The 20033-nt window shown below is 60.4% G+C and carries 23 protein-coding genes; 11 read left to right on the top strand and 12 right to left on the bottom strand.

Translation table 11 applies throughout. The features are described from left to right. Positions 1-78: 78 nt before the first annotated feature. Together J3P73_RS18020 and hemF are read right to left on the bottom strand one after the other, a co-directional pair. Positions 79-348, bottom strand: coding sequence for a hypothetical protein (locus J3P73_RS18020; RefSeq protein WP_026236870.1), 270 nt, complete (start codon positions 346-348; stop codon positions 79-81). 103 nt (positions 349-451) lie between these two features. Further along, positions 452-1363 (bottom strand): oxygen-dependent coproporphyrinogen oxidase, encoded by a 912-nt coding sequence (hemF, locus tag J3P73_RS18015; RefSeq protein ID WP_018073947.1) that lies wholly within the window; start codon positions 1361-1363, stop codon positions 452-454. A 177-nt stretch (positions 1364-1540) separates the two neighbouring features. Between hemF and J3P73_RS18010 the strand changes: the two genes are divergently transcribed. Beyond that, positions 1541-1801, top strand: coding sequence for a hypothetical protein (locus J3P73_RS18010; RefSeq protein ID WP_024319520.1), 261 nt, complete (start codon positions 1541-1543; stop codon positions 1799-1801). Positions 1802-1804: 3 nt separating this feature from the next. Here J3P73_RS18010 and J3P73_RS18005 read toward each other — a convergent pair whose 3' ends face one another. Then, a complete protein-coding gene (locus J3P73_RS18005) occupies positions 1805-3451 on the bottom strand; it encodes a Na/Pi cotransporter family protein (protein WP_018073949.1) in 1647 nt (548 codons plus the stop codon). Positions 3452-3662: 211 nt separating this feature from the next. Beyond that, on the bottom strand, positions 3663-4124 hold the full coding sequence (locus tag J3P73_RS18000) for a tRNA (cytidine(34)-2'-O)-methyltransferase (RefSeq protein WP_018073950.1): 462 nt from the start codon (positions 4122-4124) through the stop codon (positions 3663-3665). Positions 4125-4510: 386 nt separating this feature from the next. On the opposite strand from J3P73_RS18000, the gene J3P73_RS17995 reads away from it, so the two are divergent. Further along, complete coding sequence (locus J3P73_RS17995) at positions 4511-6367, top strand: ABC transporter ATP-binding protein (protein ID WP_024319521.1); 1857 nt, start codon at positions 4511-4513, stop codon at positions 6365-6367. 111 nt (positions 6368-6478) lie between these two features. Here the strand turns inward: J3P73_RS17995 and J3P73_RS17990 are convergent, their stop codons facing one another. Further along, the gene (locus J3P73_RS17990; protein WP_024319522.1) at positions 6479-6709 is read right to left on the bottom strand and encodes a ribbon-helix-helix domain-containing protein; all 231 of its coding nucleotides are present in this window, start codon (positions 6707-6709) and stop codon (positions 6479-6481) included. A 162-nt stretch (positions 6710-6871) separates the two neighbouring features. Here J3P73_RS17990 and J3P73_RS17985 point away from each other — a divergent pair, with 162 nt between their 5' ends. Beyond that, the gene (locus tag J3P73_RS17985; protein WP_018073952.1) at positions 6872-8785 is read left to right on the top strand and encodes an ABC transporter ATP-binding protein; all 1914 of its coding nucleotides are present in this window, start codon (positions 6872-6874) and stop codon (positions 8783-8785) included. On the opposite strand, the gene J3P73_RS17980 is transcribed toward J3P73_RS17985, so the two are convergent. After that, the gene (locus J3P73_RS17980) at positions 8741-9673 is read right to left on the bottom strand and encodes an endonuclease/exonuclease/phosphatase family protein (RefSeq protein WP_024319524.1); all 933 of its coding nucleotides are present in this window, start codon (positions 9671-9673) and stop codon (positions 8741-8743) included. The two genes, J3P73_RS17985 and J3P73_RS17980, sit on opposite strands and share 45 nt — an antisense overlap. A 284-nt stretch (positions 9674-9957) precedes the next feature. Here J3P73_RS17980 and petA point away from each other — a divergent pair, with 284 nt between their 5' ends. The 4 genes from petA (at position 9958) to J3P73_RS17960 (ending at position 13387) form a co-directional block, all read left to right on the top strand. Further along, the gene (gene petA / locus J3P73_RS17975; protein WP_026154254.1) at positions 9958-10536 is read left to right on the top strand and encodes a ubiquinol-cytochrome c reductase iron-sulfur subunit; all 579 of its coding nucleotides are present in this window, start codon (positions 9958-9960) and stop codon (positions 10534-10536) included. Positions 10537-10550: 14 nt separating this feature from the next. Further along, entirely contained in the window at positions 10551-11819 is a 1269-nt protein-coding gene (locus J3P73_RS17970; RefSeq protein WP_018073954.1) for a cytochrome b, read from the top strand. A 25-nt stretch (positions 11820-11844) separates the two neighbouring features. Next, the gene (locus J3P73_RS17965; RefSeq protein ID WP_018073955.1) at positions 11845-12729 is read left to right on the top strand and encodes a cytochrome c1; all 885 of its coding nucleotides are present in this window, start codon (positions 11845-11847) and stop codon (positions 12727-12729) included. Between the two features lie 115 nt (positions 12730-12844). Then, positions 12845-13387: an adenine phosphoribosyltransferase gene (locus tag J3P73_RS17960; protein WP_018073956.1), complete on the top strand. Its 543-nt coding sequence runs from the start codon at positions 12845-12847 to the stop codon at positions 13385-13387. Between the two features lie 85 nt (positions 13388-13472). On the opposite strand, the gene J3P73_RS17955 is transcribed toward J3P73_RS17960, so the two are convergent. Together J3P73_RS17955 and J3P73_RS17950 are read right to left on the bottom strand one after the other, a co-directional pair. After that, positions 13473-13940, bottom strand: a complete 468-nt coding sequence (locus tag J3P73_RS17955) for a MaoC family dehydratase (protein WP_018073957.1) — start codon at positions 13938-13940, stop codon at positions 13473-13475. After that, positions 13937-14401, bottom strand: a complete 465-nt coding sequence (locus J3P73_RS17950) for a MaoC family dehydratase (protein WP_130697836.1) — start codon at positions 14399-14401, stop codon at positions 13937-13939. The genes J3P73_RS17955 and J3P73_RS17950 overlap by 4 nt, the downstream gene beginning before the upstream one ends. Before the next feature lie 81 nt (positions 14402-14482). Between J3P73_RS17950 and J3P73_RS17945 the strand changes: the two genes are divergently transcribed. Then, positions 14483-15577 carry a hypothetical protein gene (locus J3P73_RS17945; protein ID WP_018073959.1) on the top strand — a complete coding sequence of 365 codons (1095 nt, stop codon included), beginning with the start codon at positions 14483-14485 and terminating at the stop codon, positions 15575-15577. Positions 15578-15649: 72 nt separating this feature from the next. Here J3P73_RS17945 and ychF read toward each other — a convergent pair whose 3' ends face one another. Further along, the gene (gene ychF, locus J3P73_RS17940) at positions 15650-16753 is read right to left on the bottom strand and encodes a redox-regulated ATPase YchF (protein WP_130692373.1); all 1104 of its coding nucleotides are present in this window, start codon (positions 16751-16753) and stop codon (positions 15650-15652) included. Positions 16754-16906: 153 nt separating this feature from the next. Between ychF and J3P73_RS17935 the strand changes: the two genes are divergently transcribed. The 3 genes from J3P73_RS17935 to clpS all read left to right on the top strand — a co-directional run bounded on the left by J3P73_RS17935 (position 16907) and on the right by clpS (position 17980). Further along, positions 16907-17185, top strand: a complete 279-nt coding sequence (locus J3P73_RS17935) for an AbrB/MazE/SpoVT family DNA-binding domain-containing protein (RefSeq protein WP_018073961.1) — start codon at positions 16907-16909, stop codon at positions 17183-17185. Beyond that, positions 17175-17573 carry a type II toxin-antitoxin system VapC family toxin gene (locus tag J3P73_RS17930; RefSeq protein WP_130692371.1) on the top strand — a complete coding sequence of 133 codons (399 nt, stop codon included), beginning with the start codon at positions 17175-17177 and terminating at the stop codon, positions 17571-17573. Before J3P73_RS17935 ends, J3P73_RS17930 begins: the two co-directional genes overlap by 11 nt. Positions 17574-17668: 95 nt before the next feature. Beyond that, positions 17669-17980: an ATP-dependent Clp protease adapter ClpS gene (gene clpS / locus J3P73_RS17925; protein ID WP_003541733.1), complete on the top strand. Its 312-nt coding sequence runs from the start codon at positions 17669-17671 to the stop codon at positions 17978-17980. A 31-nt stretch (positions 17981-18011) separates the two neighbouring features. Here the strand turns inward: clpS and J3P73_RS17920 are convergent, their stop codons facing one another. From J3P73_RS17920 to J3P73_RS17910, 3 genes are all read right to left on the bottom strand, one after another. Beyond that, the gene (locus J3P73_RS17920; protein WP_018073964.1) at positions 18012-18464 is read right to left on the bottom strand and encodes a GNAT family N-acetyltransferase; all 453 of its coding nucleotides are present in this window, start codon (positions 18462-18464) and stop codon (positions 18012-18014) included. A 5-nt stretch (positions 18465-18469) separates the two neighbouring features. Next, entirely contained in the window at positions 18470-19201 is a 732-nt protein-coding gene (gene pth, locus J3P73_RS17915) for an aminoacyl-tRNA hydrolase (RefSeq protein ID WP_027689221.1), read from the bottom strand. A gap of 106 nt (positions 19202-19307) precedes the next feature. Continuing rightward, the gene (locus J3P73_RS17910) at positions 19308-20021 is read right to left on the bottom strand and encodes a substrate-binding periplasmic protein (protein WP_024319530.1); all 714 of its coding nucleotides are present in this window, start codon (positions 20019-20021) and stop codon (positions 19308-19310) included. Positions 20022-20033: the final 12 nt, after the last annotated feature.

Raw genomic sequence — 20033 nt, 5'->3', positions numbered from 1 at the left:
GCTTTCACGCGACTGATGAATGTGCGGGAGGAGAGAAGGTTCCGGCCGGCATCGACATGCCAGCCGGTGAAAGCAGTATCAGTCGGGCATCGCCCAGGTTTTGTAGGTATCCAAGAGATGGTCGGGCATGTTGCTGTTTGCGGCCGCTGCCTCATTCTGCAGCTGTTCCGGGGACTTTCCGCCTGCCAGTTGCAGCTTGACCTGCTCGATGAAGCAGGACAACGGCAGATCCGAGCCGCTCTTCGTCCTGAGTTGCTCGGCGATGCGCGTTAGAAACTCCGGGGTGTCGATCGTGCGGGATGTTTCCTGGACATCCGCGGACGCAGGCGAGCCACTTTGTATCGTCATGACAATCCTCCTCCGATTGTTACGCACATACATATAAAGTTAGGACGCACTGAGTTTTCGTGAAGGTCTATCACCTCGAATTTATCGATGAGATATCACTGTTTCATGGCCAGCGGACGACGGGGGGCAACGATGAGAGGATGGATTCAACGTTGCCGCCGGTCTTCAGGCCGAAGATCGTGCCACGATCATACAGCAGATTGAATTCGACGTAGCGGCCCCGGCGGATCAATTGTTCGTCGCGATCGGCCTCTATCCACAATTTATTGAAGTTGGAGCGGACGATTTTCGGATAGACCATGGCGAAGGCTCGGCCGACATCGCGCGTGAAGGCGAAATCGGCGTCCCAGCCGCCGGCTTCCTCGCTCGAATGCAGCCAATCGTAGAAGATGCCGCCGATGCCGCGGGCTTCGTTGCGGTGTTTCAGGAAGAAATATTCGTCGCACCAGGCTTTGTAGGCATCGTAATCGGCGACGGCATGATTGCGGCAGGCGATCTCCATGGCCTTATGGAAGAGCTGGCTGTCCTCGTCCTCCTGCGTGCGGCGGCGCGAAAGCACTGGCGTCAGGTCGGCGCCCCCGCCGAACCAGCGGCTTGATGTGACGACCATGCGGGTGTTCATATGCACCGCCGGAACGTTGGGGTTGACGGGATGAGCGATCAGGGAAATGCCCGAGGCCCAGAAACGCGGATCGTCCTTGGCGCCAGGTATCTGGCCACGGAAATCCGGAGAGAACTCGCCGTGGACGGTGGAGGTATGGACGCCGACCTTCTCGAAGACGCGGCCTTCCATCATCGACATCCGGCCACCGCCGCCGGCGCCGTTTTCGCGTGACCAGTCCTTGGCGGCGAAGCGGCCGGGCTCCTGGTCGGAAAGCGGCCCTTCCAACTCATCCTCGAGGGCCTCGAAGGAGGCGCAGATCGTATCGCGCAATCCCTCGAACCAATTGCGGGCGGCAGCCTTCTTCTCTTCAATATCGTCAGGCAAGCCGATCGGCAGTTCCGGTCTTTCCATTTACGCCTCCGACGGTCGACATCTCCTTCGGAGGCGACTCGCTCATTCTTGATTGCAGGCCATGATTAGCAGTTGGTGCTGCATCTCGCCAAGCCGAGGCAGCACTGCCGAGCGCTTCCAAGATTCGACTCGCAAATCAAGAATTTCGATATTACCTTTTCCGAGGAGGTAGGTTTGATGAAAAAAGTTCCAGGGCCTCCGTCCTTCGACGGCCTGAAGCGCAGGATAGCGAGACATCGGGCGGAAAATCCCCCGAGCAAGAAAGACCATTTCGTGCGTGAGACTTATTGCCTCGGCCTCATGGACGCACGCGCCAAGGCGCGCGAATGGTTCGACGAATATCCGAAAGCCGCCTATTGGACCGAGGTGGAGAGTTGGCGTCAGCTCGAGGGCGACCAAATCGAATTCACCATGCGCCGCCTGCCTTCGGCTGACTGACCGTCACTTTGCAGTCGCCCGCACGCGGCTTTCGATCAGCAGACCGCTTTCATCCATGATTGGATGCGCCACCGAGACGATGTGGGCATTGAGGCGCTTCAGGTCGCGCAGCATGTCGAGATGCAGCGAACTCGTCTGCAAGCTGTCGGCGCGGCCATCACGCAGACGTTCGAGGTGGCGCTCGGCAGACTGTTTTTCCATCCGGCGCACCTCGACCTTTACCTCCATCATCTGACGCGCGAGATTGAAATCGCGGGTGACGAAGATCGTCTGGGCGACGCGCAAATTGTCGATTGTCAGATCGAACAGCTTTCGCAGTTCCTGATGACCGTCCTCGGAAAATTTCAGGCCGAGGGAGATCTTCTTCGCCACCTGCTCCAGCAAGCCCTTCTCGATAATGTCGCCCATGTGCTCAAGGTTGATCGCATAATCGATGACGACGATCGAACGGCGGGCGTTCTCGTCGCTGAGACCCTCGCGGCCAAGCTTCGAGAGATAGACTTTCACCGCCTGCTGCAGCCGGTCGACGCGCTCTTCGAGGGCCGGGATCTCGGCAAGTTTGGATGCACTGTTATGCTCGAAAGCTTCGGAGACCCGGATGAGCATGCGCTCGATCAAGTCGCCGACGCCGAGCACTTCACGGGTGGCGCTGGCGAGGGCAACGACCGGCGTCGAAAGCTCCTGTGCATCCAGATATTTCGGCGCGTTATCGGGTTCGGCCTGATCCGGCACCAGCCGGGCCATCAGGGTGGCGAGCGGCCGGGAGAAGGGCCAGGCCAGCGCCGCCAGCAGAAGGTTGAAGGCAAGATGCGCATCGACCGGCAGCTTGGCGGGACCGAAGGGCAGCATTTGGATGAACTCCGCGCCATATCCCGCCAGAGGCAGCGCGATGAGGCAGCCGAGCGTGCGGACGGCGAGGTTGCCGAGGGTGACGCGCCTCGCCGAAGCCGGGCCGGACAATGTCGCGATAACCGGCGGTATCGCACCGCCGAGATTGGCGCCGAGCACAAGCACGATGACGAGTTCGGCGGAGACCACGCCGGCCGAGGCGAGCGACAGGATGAGCACCACCACTGCGAGGCTCGACGAGGACGCGAAGGCGAGTGCTGCCGAGACGAGCATTGCTACGGGCAGAGCGCCGTCCAGCAGGCCGATGAAGGCGGCGAGAGCAGGCGAGGCGCGCATCGGTTCCGTCGCAAGGCCAAGGAGATGCAGCGACAGCAGCATCAGCCCGATGCCGATCAGCGCCGTGCCGCCGCCTTGGCTGGAGCTTGAACGGCCGCGGTAAAGCACAATGCCAACAAGAATCAGAAGAGGAGAGAGCCATTCGATGCCGGTGGCGACGATCCAGGCAGTGATTGCCGTGCCGACATTGGCGCCGAGCAGGACGATCTGCGCCATGCGCGGCTTGATCAGGTCGCGCTCGACGAAGGAGGCTGTCATCAGTGCTGTGGCCGTCGAGCTCTGCAGCGCGACGGTTGCAACGAGGCCTGACAGGAAAGAACGAAGACTGCCACGCGTGCCGGTCGCCAGGCCTGTTCTCAGGCGGGCGCCGAAGGCCCTCGTCACGCCATCCTTCACCTGCGCGAGGCCGAACAGCAGCAGAGCCACGGCGCCGAACAGGTTGATCATGATGATTGTGGAGTCCATTTTTTGTTTTTATTCTTCTTTCGTCGGTCTGAAGAGATGCTGTTTTCCTCTCTGGCCCCAAGTTATTGGAATCGTGGAGGCTATACGAAATTTTTGGTTGTTCGGCTAATAAATATACCCCAGTCTGACCGATTGACAACGCCGTTTTGCGACATATTCCGGAGCTGTTCGGCAAATCCATCGCATGTGCTCCGCCAGCGCTGCGAGTTGGTCAGGCCCAGACGGTTTGGCGCATTGCTTCGCCGACGATCATCGCAGCCGAAACCGCGACATTGATTGAGCGTTGGCCTTCGACCATCGGAATCAGGACGCGCGCATCGGCTGCCTCATGCACCTGATCCGGCACGCCGGCGCTTTCGCGACCGAAGAGCAGGATATCGTCCGGCCGGAAGGCAAGATTGGTGTAGCGCTCCGCAGCTTTGGTCGAGGCGAGGATCAGGCGGCGGCCGGTGGTCAGACGCCATGCCTCGAAGCGGTCCCAGCTGACATGGCGGGTGAGGGCGGCGGCGGCGATATAATCCATTCCCGCCCGTTTCAGGTTGCGGTCGGAGATGTCGAAGCCGGCGGGCTCGATCAGATCGACCGCAAAGCCAAGGCAGGCGGCAAGACGCAGGATCGTGCCGGTATTGCCTGGAATATCCGGCTGATAGAGTGCCAGTCTGAGTGAAGTCATGATCCGCCATCTTCCTGCTTTCACCGCAAAACGCCTAATGCAACTGTGATTTCGACGCAACAGGGCGCGTTTTGACCCGAAAAGATGAAATTTTTGGCAGAACAGGGCTGGAAAATTCCTCGTTTTCGCGTTATCGGTGCATAACTTTAATCGCCAGCAAGGAGCGCCAGAATGAATATTTTGCTGTATGTGCGCCTCCCGGCCGTGATGCCAAGCGGTGCGATTTTCCGCCGATAGTGCGGGTTTCTTCCCTGAATTTCCTTTTTTGATCCCTTGTGCGGCTGTCTCAGCCTCGCCCCTTGAACGTTCGGTTCCCATATGTGCTTGCATAGCGCTGGGATGGCGCGAAGCCGGGAGCCGGAATGATGACGTTTCGGAGCAATTTCATGTTTGGCTGGTTCGAACAGCGACTCAATCCCTTTCCGAGCGAGGAGCCCGTCGCCCCGCCGAAAGGCCTTTTTGCCTTCTGCTGGCACTACAGCAAACCGGCTGCGCCCTGGCTCGGCCTGATGGCCGTGCTCACCGCGCTGATTGCGATCGGCGAAGTGGCGCTCTTCCAGTTCCTCGGGGACATCGTCGACTGGCTGACCAATGCCGACCGCGCCACCTTCCTGGAGAGAGAAGGCCACAAGCTGTTCTGGATGGCGGCGCTGGTGCTGGTCGGCCTGCCGCTGACGGCCGGGCTCGATTCGCTCATCATGCATCAGATGATGCTCGGCAATTATCCGATGATCGCACGCTGGCAGATGCACCGCTTCCTGCTGCGCCACAGCATGTCGTTCTTTGCCAACGAGTTTGCCGGGCGTGTCGCGACCAAGGTGATGCAGACGTCGCTTGCCGTGCGCGAGACGGTGATGAAGATCCTCGACGTCTTCGTCTATGTCGTCACCTACTTCCTGACGATGATCATCGTCATCGCAGCGGCCGACTGGCGGCTGATGATCCCGATCCTCGTCTGGCTCGCAGTCTATATCAGCATCGTCGCCTATTTCGTGCCGCGGCTTCGCAAGATCGCGGCGGCGCAGGCGGATGCGCGCTCGATGATGACGGGGCGCGTGGTCGACAGCTATACGAATATCGCGACCGTCAAGCTGTTTTCGCATGCGGGCCGCGAGGAGGTCTATGCCAAGGAGGGCATGGACGAGTTCCTGCAGACCGTGCACAAGCAGATGCGCAAGGTGACGCTCTTCCACATCTGCGTCTACGTGAACAACTGCGTTGCGCTCTTCGTCATCTCGGGCCTGTCGATCTGGTTCTGGCTGAGCGGGGCGATCTCGGTCGGCGCCATCGCCATCGCCATCGGTCTTGCCATGCGCGTCAACGGCATGTCGCAATGGATCATGTGGGAAGTCTCGGCACTGTTCGAGAATATCGGCACGGTCTATGACGGCATGGAGATGATGAGCAAACAGCACGACATCGTCGACAAGCCGGGCGCACCCACCCTGACGGCGAAGAAGGGTGCGATCCACTACGACCGCATCCGCTTTCACTACGGCAAGAGCAAGGGCGTCATCGACAACCTTTCGCTCGACATCAAGGCGGGTGAGAAGGTCGGTCTCGTCGGCCGCTCCGGCGCCGGCAAGACGACGCTGATGAACCTGCTGCTGCGCTTCTATGATTTGGAGGCCGGCCGCATCACCATCGACGGGCAGGACATCGCCGGCGTCTCGCAGGAAAGCCTGCGCTCGCTGATCGGCGTGGTGACGCAAGACACCTCGCTGCTGCATCGCTCGATCCGCGACAACATCGCCTATGGTCGCCCCGATGCAACGGACGCAGAGGTGATCGAGGCCGCCAAACGCGCGAATGCCTGGGAGTTCATCGAAGGTCTCGTCGACTTGCAGGGCCGCGAAGGGCTGAATGCGCAGGTCGGCGAACGCGGCGTCAAGCTCTCCGGCGGCCAGCGGCAGCGCGTCGCGATCGCCCGTGTCTTCCTGAAGGACGCGCCGATCCTGGTGCTCGACGAGGCGACCTCGGCGCTCGATTCGGAAGTTGAGGCGGCGATCCAGGAAAACCTCTTCGCCCTGATGGAGGGCAAGACGGTGATCGCGATCGCCCACCGGCTTTCGACGCTGACGGAGATGGACCGGCTGATCGTGCTCGACAAGGGCCGGATCATCGAGGCCGGTTCGCACAGCGAACTGATCGCGGGAGGCGGCATCTATGCCGACCTCTGGAACCGCCAGTCCGGCGGCTTCCTCTCCGATCACGCCGAGGAAGCGGAAGTGGCGGCGGAATAAGATGAAATGAGGCCCTCCCCACGGAAGCGGGGAGGGCCTCTTGAATTCTTAGGATGGCTATGAGCTTGCCGGACGGTTGCTGAAACCTGACCGCGTTTGCCTCTTGGCCGTTCAAAGGCTGTCGGCCCAATCAATCGCGCGGTGATGTTCGATGAGGACGATGGTGTTGGCGGCGGCGATCGTGCGCAGCGCTGTGATGCGGCGGCGCTCCTCCTGGTCGATCCAGGCGGTGATGGCGTCGGTGACGATTTCATCGCGCGGCAGCGCCAGGTCGATGGCCAGGGCATCCAGCCTTTCTGCAAGCGGAAGCGGAATATGCGCATCGAGCATTTTCGTTTCCATGGACGGTTTCTCCGGTGAAGCGCGATCGTAACGTCAGATTGTGACCGGTTGAGGGGCAGTCAATGCCGATGCCGCCGATGTTATCGATAATTACCAAAATATAACATTCTGTCCGCTTTTGATTCCCTTTGCCGGGTCGGCTAATCCGCCTATATCGCTTCTATGTTGCTGAACCCCATCCTCCGCCGGTTCGAAACCTGGATCGACCCGTTCCGCCCACGCGCCAATCTCCAACCGCCGCGCTCGACGCTCGGATTCATCTGGTTCTATATCGGCCAGGCGAGGATGCCGTTTATCGCCATGCTCATTCTCGGTGGGACATCGGCGGCAATCGAGGCTGCATTGTTCTGGTTCGTCGGCCGCTTGGTCGATATCCTCGGGAGCATCACGCCGGGTGCCGGCTGGAACGGTCTTCTCGCCGCCCATGGCGGCGAATTGTTCGGCATGCTCGCCCTTATCGGGCTCGTACGCTTCGTCGTCGCCTTCCTGATCGCGCTCGTCGACCAGCAGGTGATCACGCCGGGCTTCTACAATCTTGCTCGCTGGCAATCCTATCTCCACGTCTCCAGGCAATCATTGTCGTTCTTCCAGAGCGATTTTTCCGGGCGCATCGTCACCAAGGTCTGGTCGGCGGGGCAGGCAACCGGCGATCTCGTCACCTCGCTGATGGAAAGCGTCTGGTTCGTCGGCATCTATGCCGTAACGACGCTCGTGCTGGTCGCCCGGCTGGACTTTTCCCTTGCCGCCGTCGTGCTGTTCTGGCTTTGCGCCTTCAGCCTGCTTGCGCGCCACTTCGTTCCGCGGATCCGCCATCATTCCCGCGAAACGGCGGAAGCCGGATCGATGCTGAATGGCCGGATGGTCGACTCCTACAGCAACATGCAGACGCTGAAGCTGTTTGCACGCGATGAGGAGAGCGACCGCTACATGCGGCAGGGCTTCGATATCTATCAGGATACGGTGCTGCGCTTCACGCGGTTCATCACGGGCGTCAGGGCCTCGATGGCGCTGCTCTCCGGCCTGATGATCGTAACGATGGCGGGGCTGAGCGTTGATCTCTGGCTGCGCGGCCTGGTGAGTTCCGGCGCCGTGGCGTTTTCGCTGGCGCTGGTGCTCAGGCTGAATTTCCTGCTCGGACGGCTGATGACGCAGTTCAACGGCATCATGCGCAATCTCGGCACCATCCAGAATGCCGCCGAGCTGATCTCCCAGCCTCTGGGGCTCGTCGATCGGGCGGATGCGAAGAGCCTGGTGATCCGGCAGCCCGGCATCCGCTTCGACAATGTTTCCTTCCGCTACGGCATGGGTCATCAGCCGGTCGTCGAGAATTTTTCCCTGACCATCCGCCCGGGCGAAAAGGTCGGGATCGTCGGCCGTTCGGGCGCGGGGAAATCAACGCTGATGAACCTGCTGCTGCGTCTCTACGATATTCAGGATGGCCGCATTCTAATCGACGGCCAGGATATTGCAGCCGTGACGCAGGAATCTCTCAGGATGCAAATCGGCGTCGTCAGCCAGGACACCTCGCTGCTGCATCGTTCCGTGCGGGACAATATCCTGTTCGGACGGCCGGATGCCGGCGAGGAGGGGCTGGTCGAGGCAGCCAGGCGCGCCGAAGCCATCGACTTCATCGAACGCCTGCAGGATCAGCAGGGCCGCAGGGGTTTCGATGCACATGTCGGCGAACGCGGCGTCAAACTGTCAGGCGGGCAGCGGCAGCGTATCGCGATTGCCCGCGTCTTGCTGAAGGACGCGCCGATCCTCGTTCTCGACGAAGCGACGTCGGCGCTCGATTCGGAAGTGGAAGAAGCGATCCAGTCCAATCTCCACCGGATCATGGAAGGCAAGACGGTGCTTGCGATCGCCCATCGGCTGTCGACGATCGCCGCGCTCGACCGGCTGATCGTCGTCGATCTCGGCCGGATCATCGAGGAAGGCAGTCATGACGAACTGCTTCGCCGCGGCGGCCTCTATGCCGAACTTTGGGCGCGCCAGTCCGGCGGCTTCCTCGCTACGGATGAGGACACGGGCTCAAGGGTCGATGACAAATTCCGCCATCAGGCCAAAATGATTTGATCCGAAGCCGTTCTCGATACGGCGGACCGATTTCAGCCGCAGCGGCGCCCGGGTAAAGACGTGATCGATCGGAATACCGAAGGCGCCAGCCCGGATCGGCCATGTCGCGGGCTCCAGCGATACCGTGCCCAAGCCCTGGGTGCGCATGAGATACTGCACGTCTGGCGCCAGAATCGACGTATTGAAATCACCGGCAAGGACGAGTGGTCCCGAAATGGAAGGGATGATCTCTGCTAGATCCCAGATTTCGAGGCCGTGGAACTCATCGTAATAAGGTTTTGTCAGGTGCGCGGCGAGGAAATTGACCTTCTGGCCGTCGAAATCGATCGTCGAGATCGTCAGCCGATTGCGCCAGAGCAGGCCGAGATTGCTGATGCGGGGTTCGATGAGCGGACGTTTCGACAAGACCAGCGTATCGCATTGCTCCATGCCGACGCCGCATCCGATATAATAGGGATAGGCCTTCAACAACCGCGGCAGTTCAGACAGCAGCGGTTCGGCCTCCAGGATGTTGACGACATCGGCGCCCGAGGCGATGACCATGTCGGCGATGCCAGGGCCGTTTGCGAAATTATCGTTCTCGATATTGAAGGACATCAGCCTGAAGAGGGCGGGGCGGCTCTCCTCGACTGATGGTTCGATGAACTCGCGCATCATCACGACGCCGTGGACGGCAAGGACCACCGATACCGCGAGGGTCAGCAGCGCATACCAGTGCCGCTTGACGAGAAGGGCTGCGAGCGAGGCCATCACGCCGGCCACCGCCAGATGGACCTGGAAGCTGTAAAAGAACGACAGCAGATAGAAATCGGCAACGTATCGCAGGGAGACGATGGCGAGAACGAGGGTCGTGAGGACGCTGAATACGCAAAAAATCGTGTCTCTCATCCGCTCCGGTCCGGCTCGCTGGCGTGGCTGCGACTGCGCCTATCACGAGGCCGTTTTTGTTGCAACGCAACATAATAGCAAGCGCGTGTTTGCCTTAAAAAATTCATCCGAAATTTCCCGCGACATTGTGCCCTCATCCCCTTGCCAAGGCTGGACATAATTTGCGATCAAGCATAGAACGCGCCGGATTGCCGGGGAATCTATGGCCGAATTGTGTCCAGAGAGATTCGCCGGTAGAGGGGGCAGGGCGGAATTCCGCGAAAATTGCGCAGAGGATGTTAGCCGTGAGCGAACACGAAACGACAAGCGAGGGCATGGGCGAACCCACTCGCCGTGATTTCCTTTATCTCACCACTGGTATGGCAGGCGCCGTCGGCGCCGTTGCGGTCGCTTGGCCATTCATCGATCAGATGCGTCCTGACGCTTCGACGCTCGCTCTCGCCTCCATCGAAGTCGACGTTGCCAGCCTTGAGCCTGGCATGTCGCTGACGGTCAAATGGCGCGGCAAGCCGATCTTCATCCGCAATCGCACGCCTGAGGAAGTGGAAGCGGCAAACGCCGTCCAGCTTGGTGATCTGAAGGACCCGATCGCGCGCAATGCAAACCTTCCTGTCGACGCTCAGGCAACGGGTGTTGACCGTTCCGGCGGCAAGGGCAAGGAAAACTGGATCGTCATGATCGGCACCTGCACGCATCTCGGCTGCGTGCCGCTCGGCCAGGCCGGCGAATACAATGGTTGGTTCTGTCCCTGCCATGGCTCGGTCTACGACACGGCCGGCCGCATCCGCAAAGGTCCGGCGCCGCAGAACCTGGCGATTCCGACCTTTTCATTTTTGTCCGATACCAAGATCAAGATCGGTTGAGGGGAGACTGATTAATGAGTGGCCATTCCAGCTACGAGCCATCAACCGGCCTCGAGAAATGGGTCGATGCGCGCCTTCCACTGCCGCGCATGGTCTATGACAGCTTCATCGCCTATCCGGTTCCGCGTAACCTGAATTATGCCTACACTTTCGGCGCCATGCTCGCCGTCATGCTGGTGGTGCAGATCCTGACGGGCGTCACACTCGCCATGCATTACGCTGCCGAATCCTCGGTCGCCTTCAACTCCGTTGAAAAGATCATGCGCGACGTCAACCACGGCTGGCTGCTGCGCTATATGCATGCCAACGGCGCGTCCTTCTTCTTCGTCGCGGTGTACCTGCACATTGCCCGCGGCCTCTATTACGGCTCCTACAAGGCGCCGCGCGAAATCCTCTGGATCCTCGGCGTGGTCATCTACCTCCTGATGATGGCGACCGGCTTCATGGGCTACGTTCTGCCCTGGGGCCAGATGTCCTTCTGGGGCGCCACCGTCATCACCGGCTTCTTCTCGGCTTTCCCGCTGGTCGGCGAATGGGTGCAGCAGTTCCTACTCGGCGGTTTCGCGGTCGAAAACCCGACCCTGAACCGCTTCTTCTCGCTGCACTACCTGCTGCCGTTCATGATCGCCGGTGTCGTCATCCTGCACATCTGGGCGCTGCACGTCGTCGGCCAGACGAACCCGACGGGCGTCGAGGTCAAGACGAAGACGGATACGGTGCGCTTCACGCCTTATGCGACGATGAAGGATGCTCTCGGCGTCTCAATCTTCCTGCTGGTCTACGCCTATTTCGTCTTCTACCTGCCGAACTTCCTCGGCCACGCCGACAACTACATCCCGGCCGACCCGTTGAAGACGCCGGCCCACATAGTTCCGGAATGGTACTTCCTGCCGTTCTACGCGATGCTGCGTTCGATCACCTTCAACGTCGGTCCGATCGACTCCAAGCTTGGCGGCGTGCTCGTGATGTTCGGCGCGATCATCGTGCTGTTCTTCCTGCCCTGGCTCGATACGTCGAAGGTGCGCTCGGCCGTCTACCGCCCCTGGTACAAGCTGTTCTACTGGCTGTTCGTGATCAATGCGATCATCCTCGGCTGGCTCGGCTCGCAGCCGGCAGAAGGCTTGTACACCACGATCTCGCAGATCTGCACGCTCCTCTACTTCGCTTTCTTCCTGGTCGCGATGCCGGTTCTCGGCTTGGTGGAAACACCGCGCCGCATCCCGAACTCGATCACCGAAGCGGTGCTCGAAAAGCGCAACATGACCGCAGCGGTCAAGGCATAAGCGAGCGACGGAAGGGAATAGAAATATGAAAACGCTTGTTACAAGCATTCTCTCGTTCGCATTCGCCGCCGGTCTCGGCAGTGCGGTGCTGGCCCAGGAGGCGACGCCCGCCAACGGCGCGGCTGCGGCCCATCACGAGGAAAGTGCGACACCGCACTATCCGCTGAAGGAGCCGAAGGAGGAGGAATGGACTTTTGCCGGTCCGTTCGGCCATTACGACAAGAGTCAGCTTCAGCGTGGCCTCAAGGTCTATACCGAAGTCTGTTCCGCCTGCCACTCGATGAACCTCGTGCCCTTCCGCATGCTCGACGAACTCGGTTATTCCGAGGCGCAGGTGAAGGCTTTCGCTGCGAACTACGAGGTTCAGGACGGCCCGAACGCCGCCGGTGAAATGTTTACCCGCAAAGCGGTGCCATCCGATCACTTCCCGGCGCCTTTCGCCAATGCAGAGGCGGCGGCGGCTTCCAACAACGGCGCGGCTCCGCCCGACTTTTCGCTGATTGCGAAGGCTCGCGAAGTCGAGCGCGGCTTCCCGCAATTCGTCTTCGACATTTTCACGCAGTATCAGGAAGGTGGCCCGGATTACATCCATTCGCTGCTGACCGGTTATGAAGAGCCGCCGGCCGGTTTCCAGGTGCCGCAGGGCGGACATTATAACCCCTATTTCCACGCTGCGGCCGTCCTTGCCATGCCGAAGCCGCTCTCCGATGGCCAGGTGACCTATGACGATGGTGCGCCGGCGACGGTCGACCAGTATTCGAAGGACGTCTCCGCCTTCCTGATGTGGGCCGCCGAGCCGCATCTCGAGGAACGCAAGCGTACGGGCTTCATGGTCATGATCTTCCTCTTGATCTTCACGGTGCTGATCTACCTGACGAAGCGGTCGATCTACGCCAACAAGGAACACTGAGCGGTTCCCGATCGACATTCAAAAGGCGGCCTCGGGCCGCCTTTTTTGTTGGTTCCGCCCCTGGCAATTGATAGGGTGCGGCCAGTTTCATGCCCTCGCAGAATATGGACTTTCCATGGACAATACGACTTCGGAGCTCGCAGCCAGCATCCGCTCCATTCCCGACTATCCCAAGCCCGGCATCATTTTCCGTGATATCACCACGCTGCTCGGCAACCCACGCGCTTTCCGCAGGGCGGTTGACGAACTGGTGCAGCCCTATGCGGGCACCAAGATCGACAAGATCGCCGGCATGGAGGCGCGCGGCTTCATTCTGGGCGGTGCGGTGGCCCACCAGCTTTCCTCGGGCTTCGTGCCGATCCGCAAGAAGGGCAAACTGCCGCACGAGACCGTGCGCATCGCCTACAGCCTGGAATACGGCGTCGACGAGATGGAGATGCATCGCGATGCGGTGCAGCCCGGCGAGAAGGTGATCCTGGTCGACGACCTGATCGCCACCGGCGGCACGGCCGTCGGCGCAACGAAGCTGCTGCGCCAGATCGGCGCGGAAGTGGTCGGCGCCTGCTTCGTCATCGACCTGCCGGATCTCGGCGGCCGCAGGAAGCTGGAAGAACTCGGCGTTATCGTGCACACGCTGGTCGAATTTTCCGGGCATTAGATCAAAGAAATAGAGCATGATGTCGTCCGAAAACCGCTCACACTTTTCGGCATCATGCTCCGAACCACTTCCATTGCGGGCGGCGTCAGTCGAATTCGAGGACGCCGCTTTCGAAGCGGATAACGGGATCGCCGTTTTGATTGACGCCTTCGCAGAGGATCGTGTTGACGTGCCAGCCCGGCCGTGAGGCGAGCGCCCGGCTGGAGAGCAAGGCGACGGAATAGGTCACGTCATCGTCGACGAACACCGGCCGCAGCCATTGCAGCTTCTGAAAACCCGGTGAGGGGCCGAGCTTCGGTGCTGTCAGGCCCTTTTCCGCGAGTGCTGCGCTCTGCCTTTCCCAAAAGGCAATGAAAGTCTGCATCCAGGCGGCCGTCGTGTGCCAGCCGGAGGCGCAGAGATCGCCGAAGAGGCTTTCCTTTGCCGCCTGCCTGTCGATATGAAAACGCTGTGGATCGAAGCGCTTGGCGAAGCGGATGATGCTTTCCTCGGTGAAGGTGTAGCTGCCGATCTCGGCCTTCTCGCCGACGGTGTAGAGGTCGGACATTTTCATGCTGATGTCTCCGGGCGCGTGCGGAGCATGACCGAATTTTCTGAGACCAAGACGAGTTGGCCTCGCTGGTTTTCCACCTCATGGCGGAACTTGACGATGCCCATGCCGGGCCGCGAGCGCATCGGCCGGGATTCGAGCACAGTCGAATGGCCCGACAGCGTGTCGCCGGCAAGGACAGGCTTGCGCCATTCCATCAAATCGATACCAGGCGCGCCCTCGGCGAGCGCGGTCAGGAGATAGCTGTCGGCCATCATGCGCATGAACATCGAAGAGGTGTGCCAGCCGGAGGCGGCAAGCCCGCCGAGAATGCTGGCGCGGCCGGCAGCCTCATCAAGATGCATCGGCTGCGGGTCGAATTCGCTTGCGAACTCAATGATTTCCTCGGTGGTTACCGGCTTCGGGCCGAGCACGAAGCGGCGGCCGGGCCGGAAATCCTCAAAGGAAAGCTTTTCTGCCGACATTCGCTCCTCCCGCCATATGCAGCGCACAATGCTTACAATAGCATCCGCGCGGGCTCAATGATTCCGGGGAGATAAACCGGTATGACGGAACTGAGATCGATACTCGACGAAGCTGCACGCCAGGGGCTGATTTCGCCGGAGGCGGGCGGGCGGCTTTTGCCGTTTCTGGCCGAGCGCGGCGTCACCGTCATAGAGGCGCGGCCGGCAATGGCAGCGCAGGAAGAGCAGGCCTGGTCGGATACCGAGACACCGCGTTTCGTGCGCGGCTTTCACGATGTGCTGATCACGATCGGTGTCGTCGTGGCGCTCGGCGGCCTCTGGGGGCTTGCCGCACTTTATGCCGTGCTGCCTGCGATCATTGTGCTTTCGGAGATCCTGGTGCGCCGGCAGCGGCTTGCCCTGCCGGCCGTCAGCCTGACGATCGCGCTGTTCTGCTGGACATTCCTGCTGATGTCCTTCTTCTTCAAGCCGATAACATCCGCTTTCAACGGGGCGGAGGCGACGCAGTTCGTTGCCGGCTTCCCTATCATTCTCGGCGCCTATTATGTCCGCTATCGGGTGCCGTTGGCGTTGGCGCTCTGCATCATGTCGGCCCTTGCTTTCGTCCTCACCCTACTTTTGCGGCTCATGCAATGGGCGAGCGGGGATCCGCAATTCTTCGCCAACCATCCCGTCTTGCTCGCGGTGGTCTGCCTCGTTTGCGCGCTCGGGCTCTTTGCAACGGCGCTGTATTTCGACCTTGGCGATCGGATGCGCCGGACGACACGCTCCGATATCGCCTTCTGGCTTCATCTGGGTGCTGCACCGGCGCTGCTCTTCAGCGTCCGCCTGCTGATTTCGTTCGACGGCAATTTGCTGGATGTTGCCCAGACGGTTTCGATCAAGACGCCGATCATCGTTATCAGCGTTGGGGTGCTGATGCTGATCGGCCTTGTCATCGACCGGCGCGCCTTCGTCACGTCTGGACTGCTGTCGCTCGGTTTTGCGATCTACGGCATTTTCCGACAGGGAAGTGCGACGGTTGATACCTATATCTTCACGACGCTGATCGTCGTCGGGGCGATCGTGCTCGTCATAGGAACGGGCTGGATGCCGCTGCGCCGCATCGTGCTGCGGGCGCTGCCGGACGCCATTTCGCAAAGACTGCCGCCGGCCGTCTTAGGGGCAACTCCGTAAATCTTACGATTTCGCCCAAACCGCTGAGCGATTTGGGCGAAATGAATTGATCGGGATAGCGACAGTTTCCGTTCAGGTGTTGAAGCGGAAATGGATGACGTCGCCGTCCTGGACGACGTATTCCTTGCCTTCGTCGCGCGCCTTGCCGGCATCCTTGGCGCCGACTTCGCCGTTGTATTTGATATAGTCGTCATAGGCGATGGTGTTGGCGCGGATGAAGCCACGCTCGAAATCCGAATGGATGACGCCGGCGGCCTGCGGCGCCTTGGTGCCGCGCTCGATCGTCCAGGCGCGCGTTTCCTTCGGGCCGACGGTGAAATAGGTGATCAGGTGGAGCAGCTTGTAGCCGGCGCGGATCAGCCGGTCGAGGCCCGCCTCGTCAAGGTCGAGGGCGGAGAGGAATTCCTTGGCTTCCTCCTCGGGAAGCTGGGCGACCTCAGACTCGATCGCCGCCGAGATAGTGACGGTTTCAGCACCCTGCTCCTTCGCCATGACAGCGACGGCCTCGGTGAATTCGTTGCCGGTCGAGGCATCGCATTCGGCGACGTTGCAGACGTAGAGCACCGGATGTGAAGTCAGAAGATTGAGGCTCTTGAGGATGACGATTTCTTCCGCGTCGAGCGTCGACAGCAGCGTGCGCACCGGCTTGCCTTCGTTGAGCAGCTTCAGCGAGGCTTCCATGATCGGCAGCATCGCCACCGAATCCTTGTCCTTGCTGGTGGCGCGCTTGCGGGTCTGCTCGGTGCGGCGCTCCAGGCTTTCGAGGTCGGCAAGCATCAGCTCGGTCTCGATCGTCTCGGCATCGGCAACGGGATTGATGCGGCCTTCGACATGGGTGATGTCGCTGTCTTCGAAGCAGCGCAGCACATGCACGATAGCATCGACCTCGCGGATATTGGCGAGGAACTGGTTGCCGAGGCCCTCACCCTTCGAGGCGCCGCGCACCAGGCCGGCGATGTCGACGAAGGAGATGCGGGTCGGGATCAGTTCTTTCGACTTGGCGATATCGGCAAGCTTGCGCATGCGCGGATCCGGCACGGCGACTTCGCCGGTGTTCGGCTCGATGGTGCAGAAGGGATAATTCGCCGCCTGTGCCGCCGCCGTCTTGGTGAGCGCGTTGAAGAGGGTCGATTTGCCGACATTCGGCAGGCCGACGATACCGCATTTGAAGCCCATGGCTTGATCCATATCTATTGGTAACTTTGCCCTGCCTATGCGGGAATGGCCGCCCTGGGTCAAGGGTTCGCAACATGAATTGAAAAAGCTGAGGCGCTCGGATTGAAGGTAAGGCGATTTAGCCTTACTTTTGGAGCAAAGGATACCATCAGCATGGCAACTCTGACTGTGACGGCAAAGGGGCAGGTCACCCTGAAAAAGGAGGTGCTTCAGCATCTCGGCGTCAGGCCCGGCGACAAGATCGATGTCGATCTCCTGCCTGGCGGCAAACTTGAGGTCATTGCTGTTAAGAGGCGGCCGGTCGCCGGCTCGGTGGAAAGCTTCTTCGGGAGTCTGGAGAACAAGGAGAATATTCATGCGACGCTCGAAGAGATCGATGAGGCCATAAAGGCGGGCTGGGCAGGCGAGGTCGGCGTCGACAATGATCGTTGATACGAATGTGCTCGTACGTTCGGCCGTGCACGACAATCCGAAGCAAACTGAGCGTGCAAGGACGTTCATGCGCGAGGCCGAACGCCTGTTCATTTCCAATCTGACGTTTTGCGAATTCGTCTGGGTCGCCAGCCGGGTCTATCGCAAGAGCGCTTCAGAGATCTCAGCGGCCATCCGGCTGCTGATATCGGACAGGAAGGTTGTCTACGACAGAGTTGCCGTCGAAGCCGGATTATCCTGTCTCGATGCTAGCGGGGATTTCGCCGACGGCATCATCGTCTTCGAAGGTCGCAGACTTGGCGGCGAAACATTCGTGACATTCGACAAGAAGGCTGCCGCAATCCTGGAAAAAGCCGGCCAGAATTGCCTCCTGCTCTCCGCGGAATAACACTCCGTCATTGAACTGCCGTGCTTACGGTGCAATATATTGGTGGCGGATGTTTTCTCCGCCTTTTCCATGTCATCAACGGGTGGATTTTTCCGATGAGTGACAATGACATTGCCCTGAAACCGAAGGCCAAAGTGAAGCTCAAGCTGGACAAGCCGAAGCTCTACAAGGTCATTCTCGTCAATGACGATTATACGCCGCGCGAATTGGTGATCATGATCCTGAAGGCCGTCTTCCGCATGAGCGAGGAGACCGGCTACCGGGTGATGATGACGGCGCACAAGCTGGGTTCCTGCGTGGTCGTGGTCTGCGTCAGGGACATCGCCGAGACCAAGGCCAAGGAAGGCATCGACCTTGCCAAGGGCATGGGCTTTCCGCTGATGTTCACCACCGAACCGGAGGAATAGGCGCTTTCCGAGGGCCGCCGCGAATATGGAGTCAGGGCCGGCGGATCTGATAGCCGGTCTTTTCCTGCACGAAACCGCAATTCTCATAGAAGCGCAACGTTGCCGGATTCTTGGAGCCGGTAAGCAGCATCACCTTGTAGCATCCGGCGTTCCAGGCCTCGGCGACCGCGTGGCCGATGACGGTGCGGGCATAACCGCGCTTGCGATGATCGGCATGGGTGACGACGTTTTCGATGAGCGCATAGGGCGCGCCGTTCCGTGTCAGGTTCGGCACGACGACGCTTGTGACGGTGGCGACGGCGACCTCACCCGCAACACCGATGAAGACGGTCATGCCGGGCTGGGCCAGGATGGCGGAAAAGCGTTCCTCGGCACTGGCCTCGTCAAGAACCGGATCGGTGGGGTTCAGCTGGCGGTAGAGGGCCAGGAGACCGGGAAGATCGCCGCGGACTGCGGGCCGGATGATGACGTCTCCATCCGGCATCAAGCTCAATCGCCCTTGTTGCCGAACATCTTTTTCAGCATGTCGGCCATCGGGCCGGTCACCGGCAGCTTCGGCTGGTTGTGGCCGCGAGCCTGATGGATATGCGACTGGCCGGCCGGCTTCTTCTCGGCGTCCTTTTTTTCCTTCGCTGGCTTCTCCTCCTCGGCCTTGCCGCCGAGCGCCAGCGCGATCTTGTTCATCAACTGCGAATCCTCGTTTCGCACCAGCATATCGGCATTGTCGGCGAGCGTGTCCAGAAGCGGCTCCACCCAGGCCTTGTCGGCCTTGGCGAAATCGCCGAGCACGTGGTTCTGCACCATTTCCTTGACGCCGGGATGGCCGATGCCGAGGCGCAGCCGCCGATACTCCTTGCCGCAATGGGCGTCGAGCGACTTGATGCCGTTGTGGCCGTTGTGGCCGCCACCGGTCTTCAGCCGCGCCTTGCCCTGGGGAAGGTCGAGTTCGTCGTAGATCGCCACGAGATCGGCCGGCTGGAGCTTGTAGAAACGCATCGCTTCGCCGACAGACTCGCCGGAAAGATTCATGAAGGTCTGCGGCTTGATCAGCAGCACCTTCTCGCCGCCGAGCTCGCCCTCGGCGATCTCGGCCCTGAACTTCTTCGACCAGGGCGAAAAGCTGTGGCGCCGATGAATGGCATCGACGGCCATGAAGCCGATATTGTGGCGGTTGCCGGCGTATTTGCCGCCGGGATTGCCGAGACCCGCGATGATCAGCATGGTCTGTTTTTCCTTGCTAGAACTTCCCGCCGTTCACCACCGCGAAATGAAAGCAAAGTCAAGCGGAAAGGGCAGCGGTCCGTCGGCCAAGGTCGCTCAGACAGGGTCAGTCCGACAGGTTCATGCCGTATTTCAGGAAGATCTGCTTCTGGTCACCATCGGCGATCAGCTTGTCGAGGGCAGCCTGCATCCTGGCGAGCAGATCGGCCGGAAAGTTCTTCTCGCAGGCGATGCCCATCGGCTGGGAGGAGAGCACGGTCACCATCTCCACCGGCTGGTCGACCTGCAGCTTTTCGAAATAGAGTTCGGAGATCGGCATCATGTCGATGCGCCCGCCAAGCAGTTTGCGCAGCGTCGCGTTGAAGTCGCTGGCGACATCGAGCTTGGTGAAGCCCTTCTCCTTCAGGATCGTCTCGGTGTAATCCTCGCGCTGAGTGCCGACCGTATATTTCTTCGCCTCGTCCAGATTGCTGGCGGTGACATCAGAACCCTTGCGGGTGATCAGGATGTTGCGGTCGATGAGCAGCGGCTCGACCCATTTAAACAACGGGTCGCGCGCGCCGTTATGGGCGGTCGCAAAGACACAGGTCATCGGCGCCGTGCGGGCAAGGCTGAAAGCACGCGCCCAGGGCATGATCTCGATGGTGTAGTCGACGCCGATGGCGGCCATTATCTTTTCGACCTGCTCGACGGTCGCGCCCTTGATCTCCTTGCCTTCGCGGTAGTTGAAGGGGGCATAATCCTCGGTCGCGAAGGTCACCGTTTGCGCATGGGCGGTGCATGGCAGCACCAGGCATGCGAGAAGCAGGAGCTTTTTCATCGGTATCATCTC

Source organism: Rhizobium ruizarguesonis, from assembly GCF_017357285.1.
GTDB classification, from domain to species: Bacteria; Pseudomonadota; Alphaproteobacteria; order Rhizobiales; family Rhizobiaceae; genus Rhizobium; species Rhizobium ruizarguesonis.
This window is presented reverse-complemented; position numbering and strand designations above follow the sequence as displayed.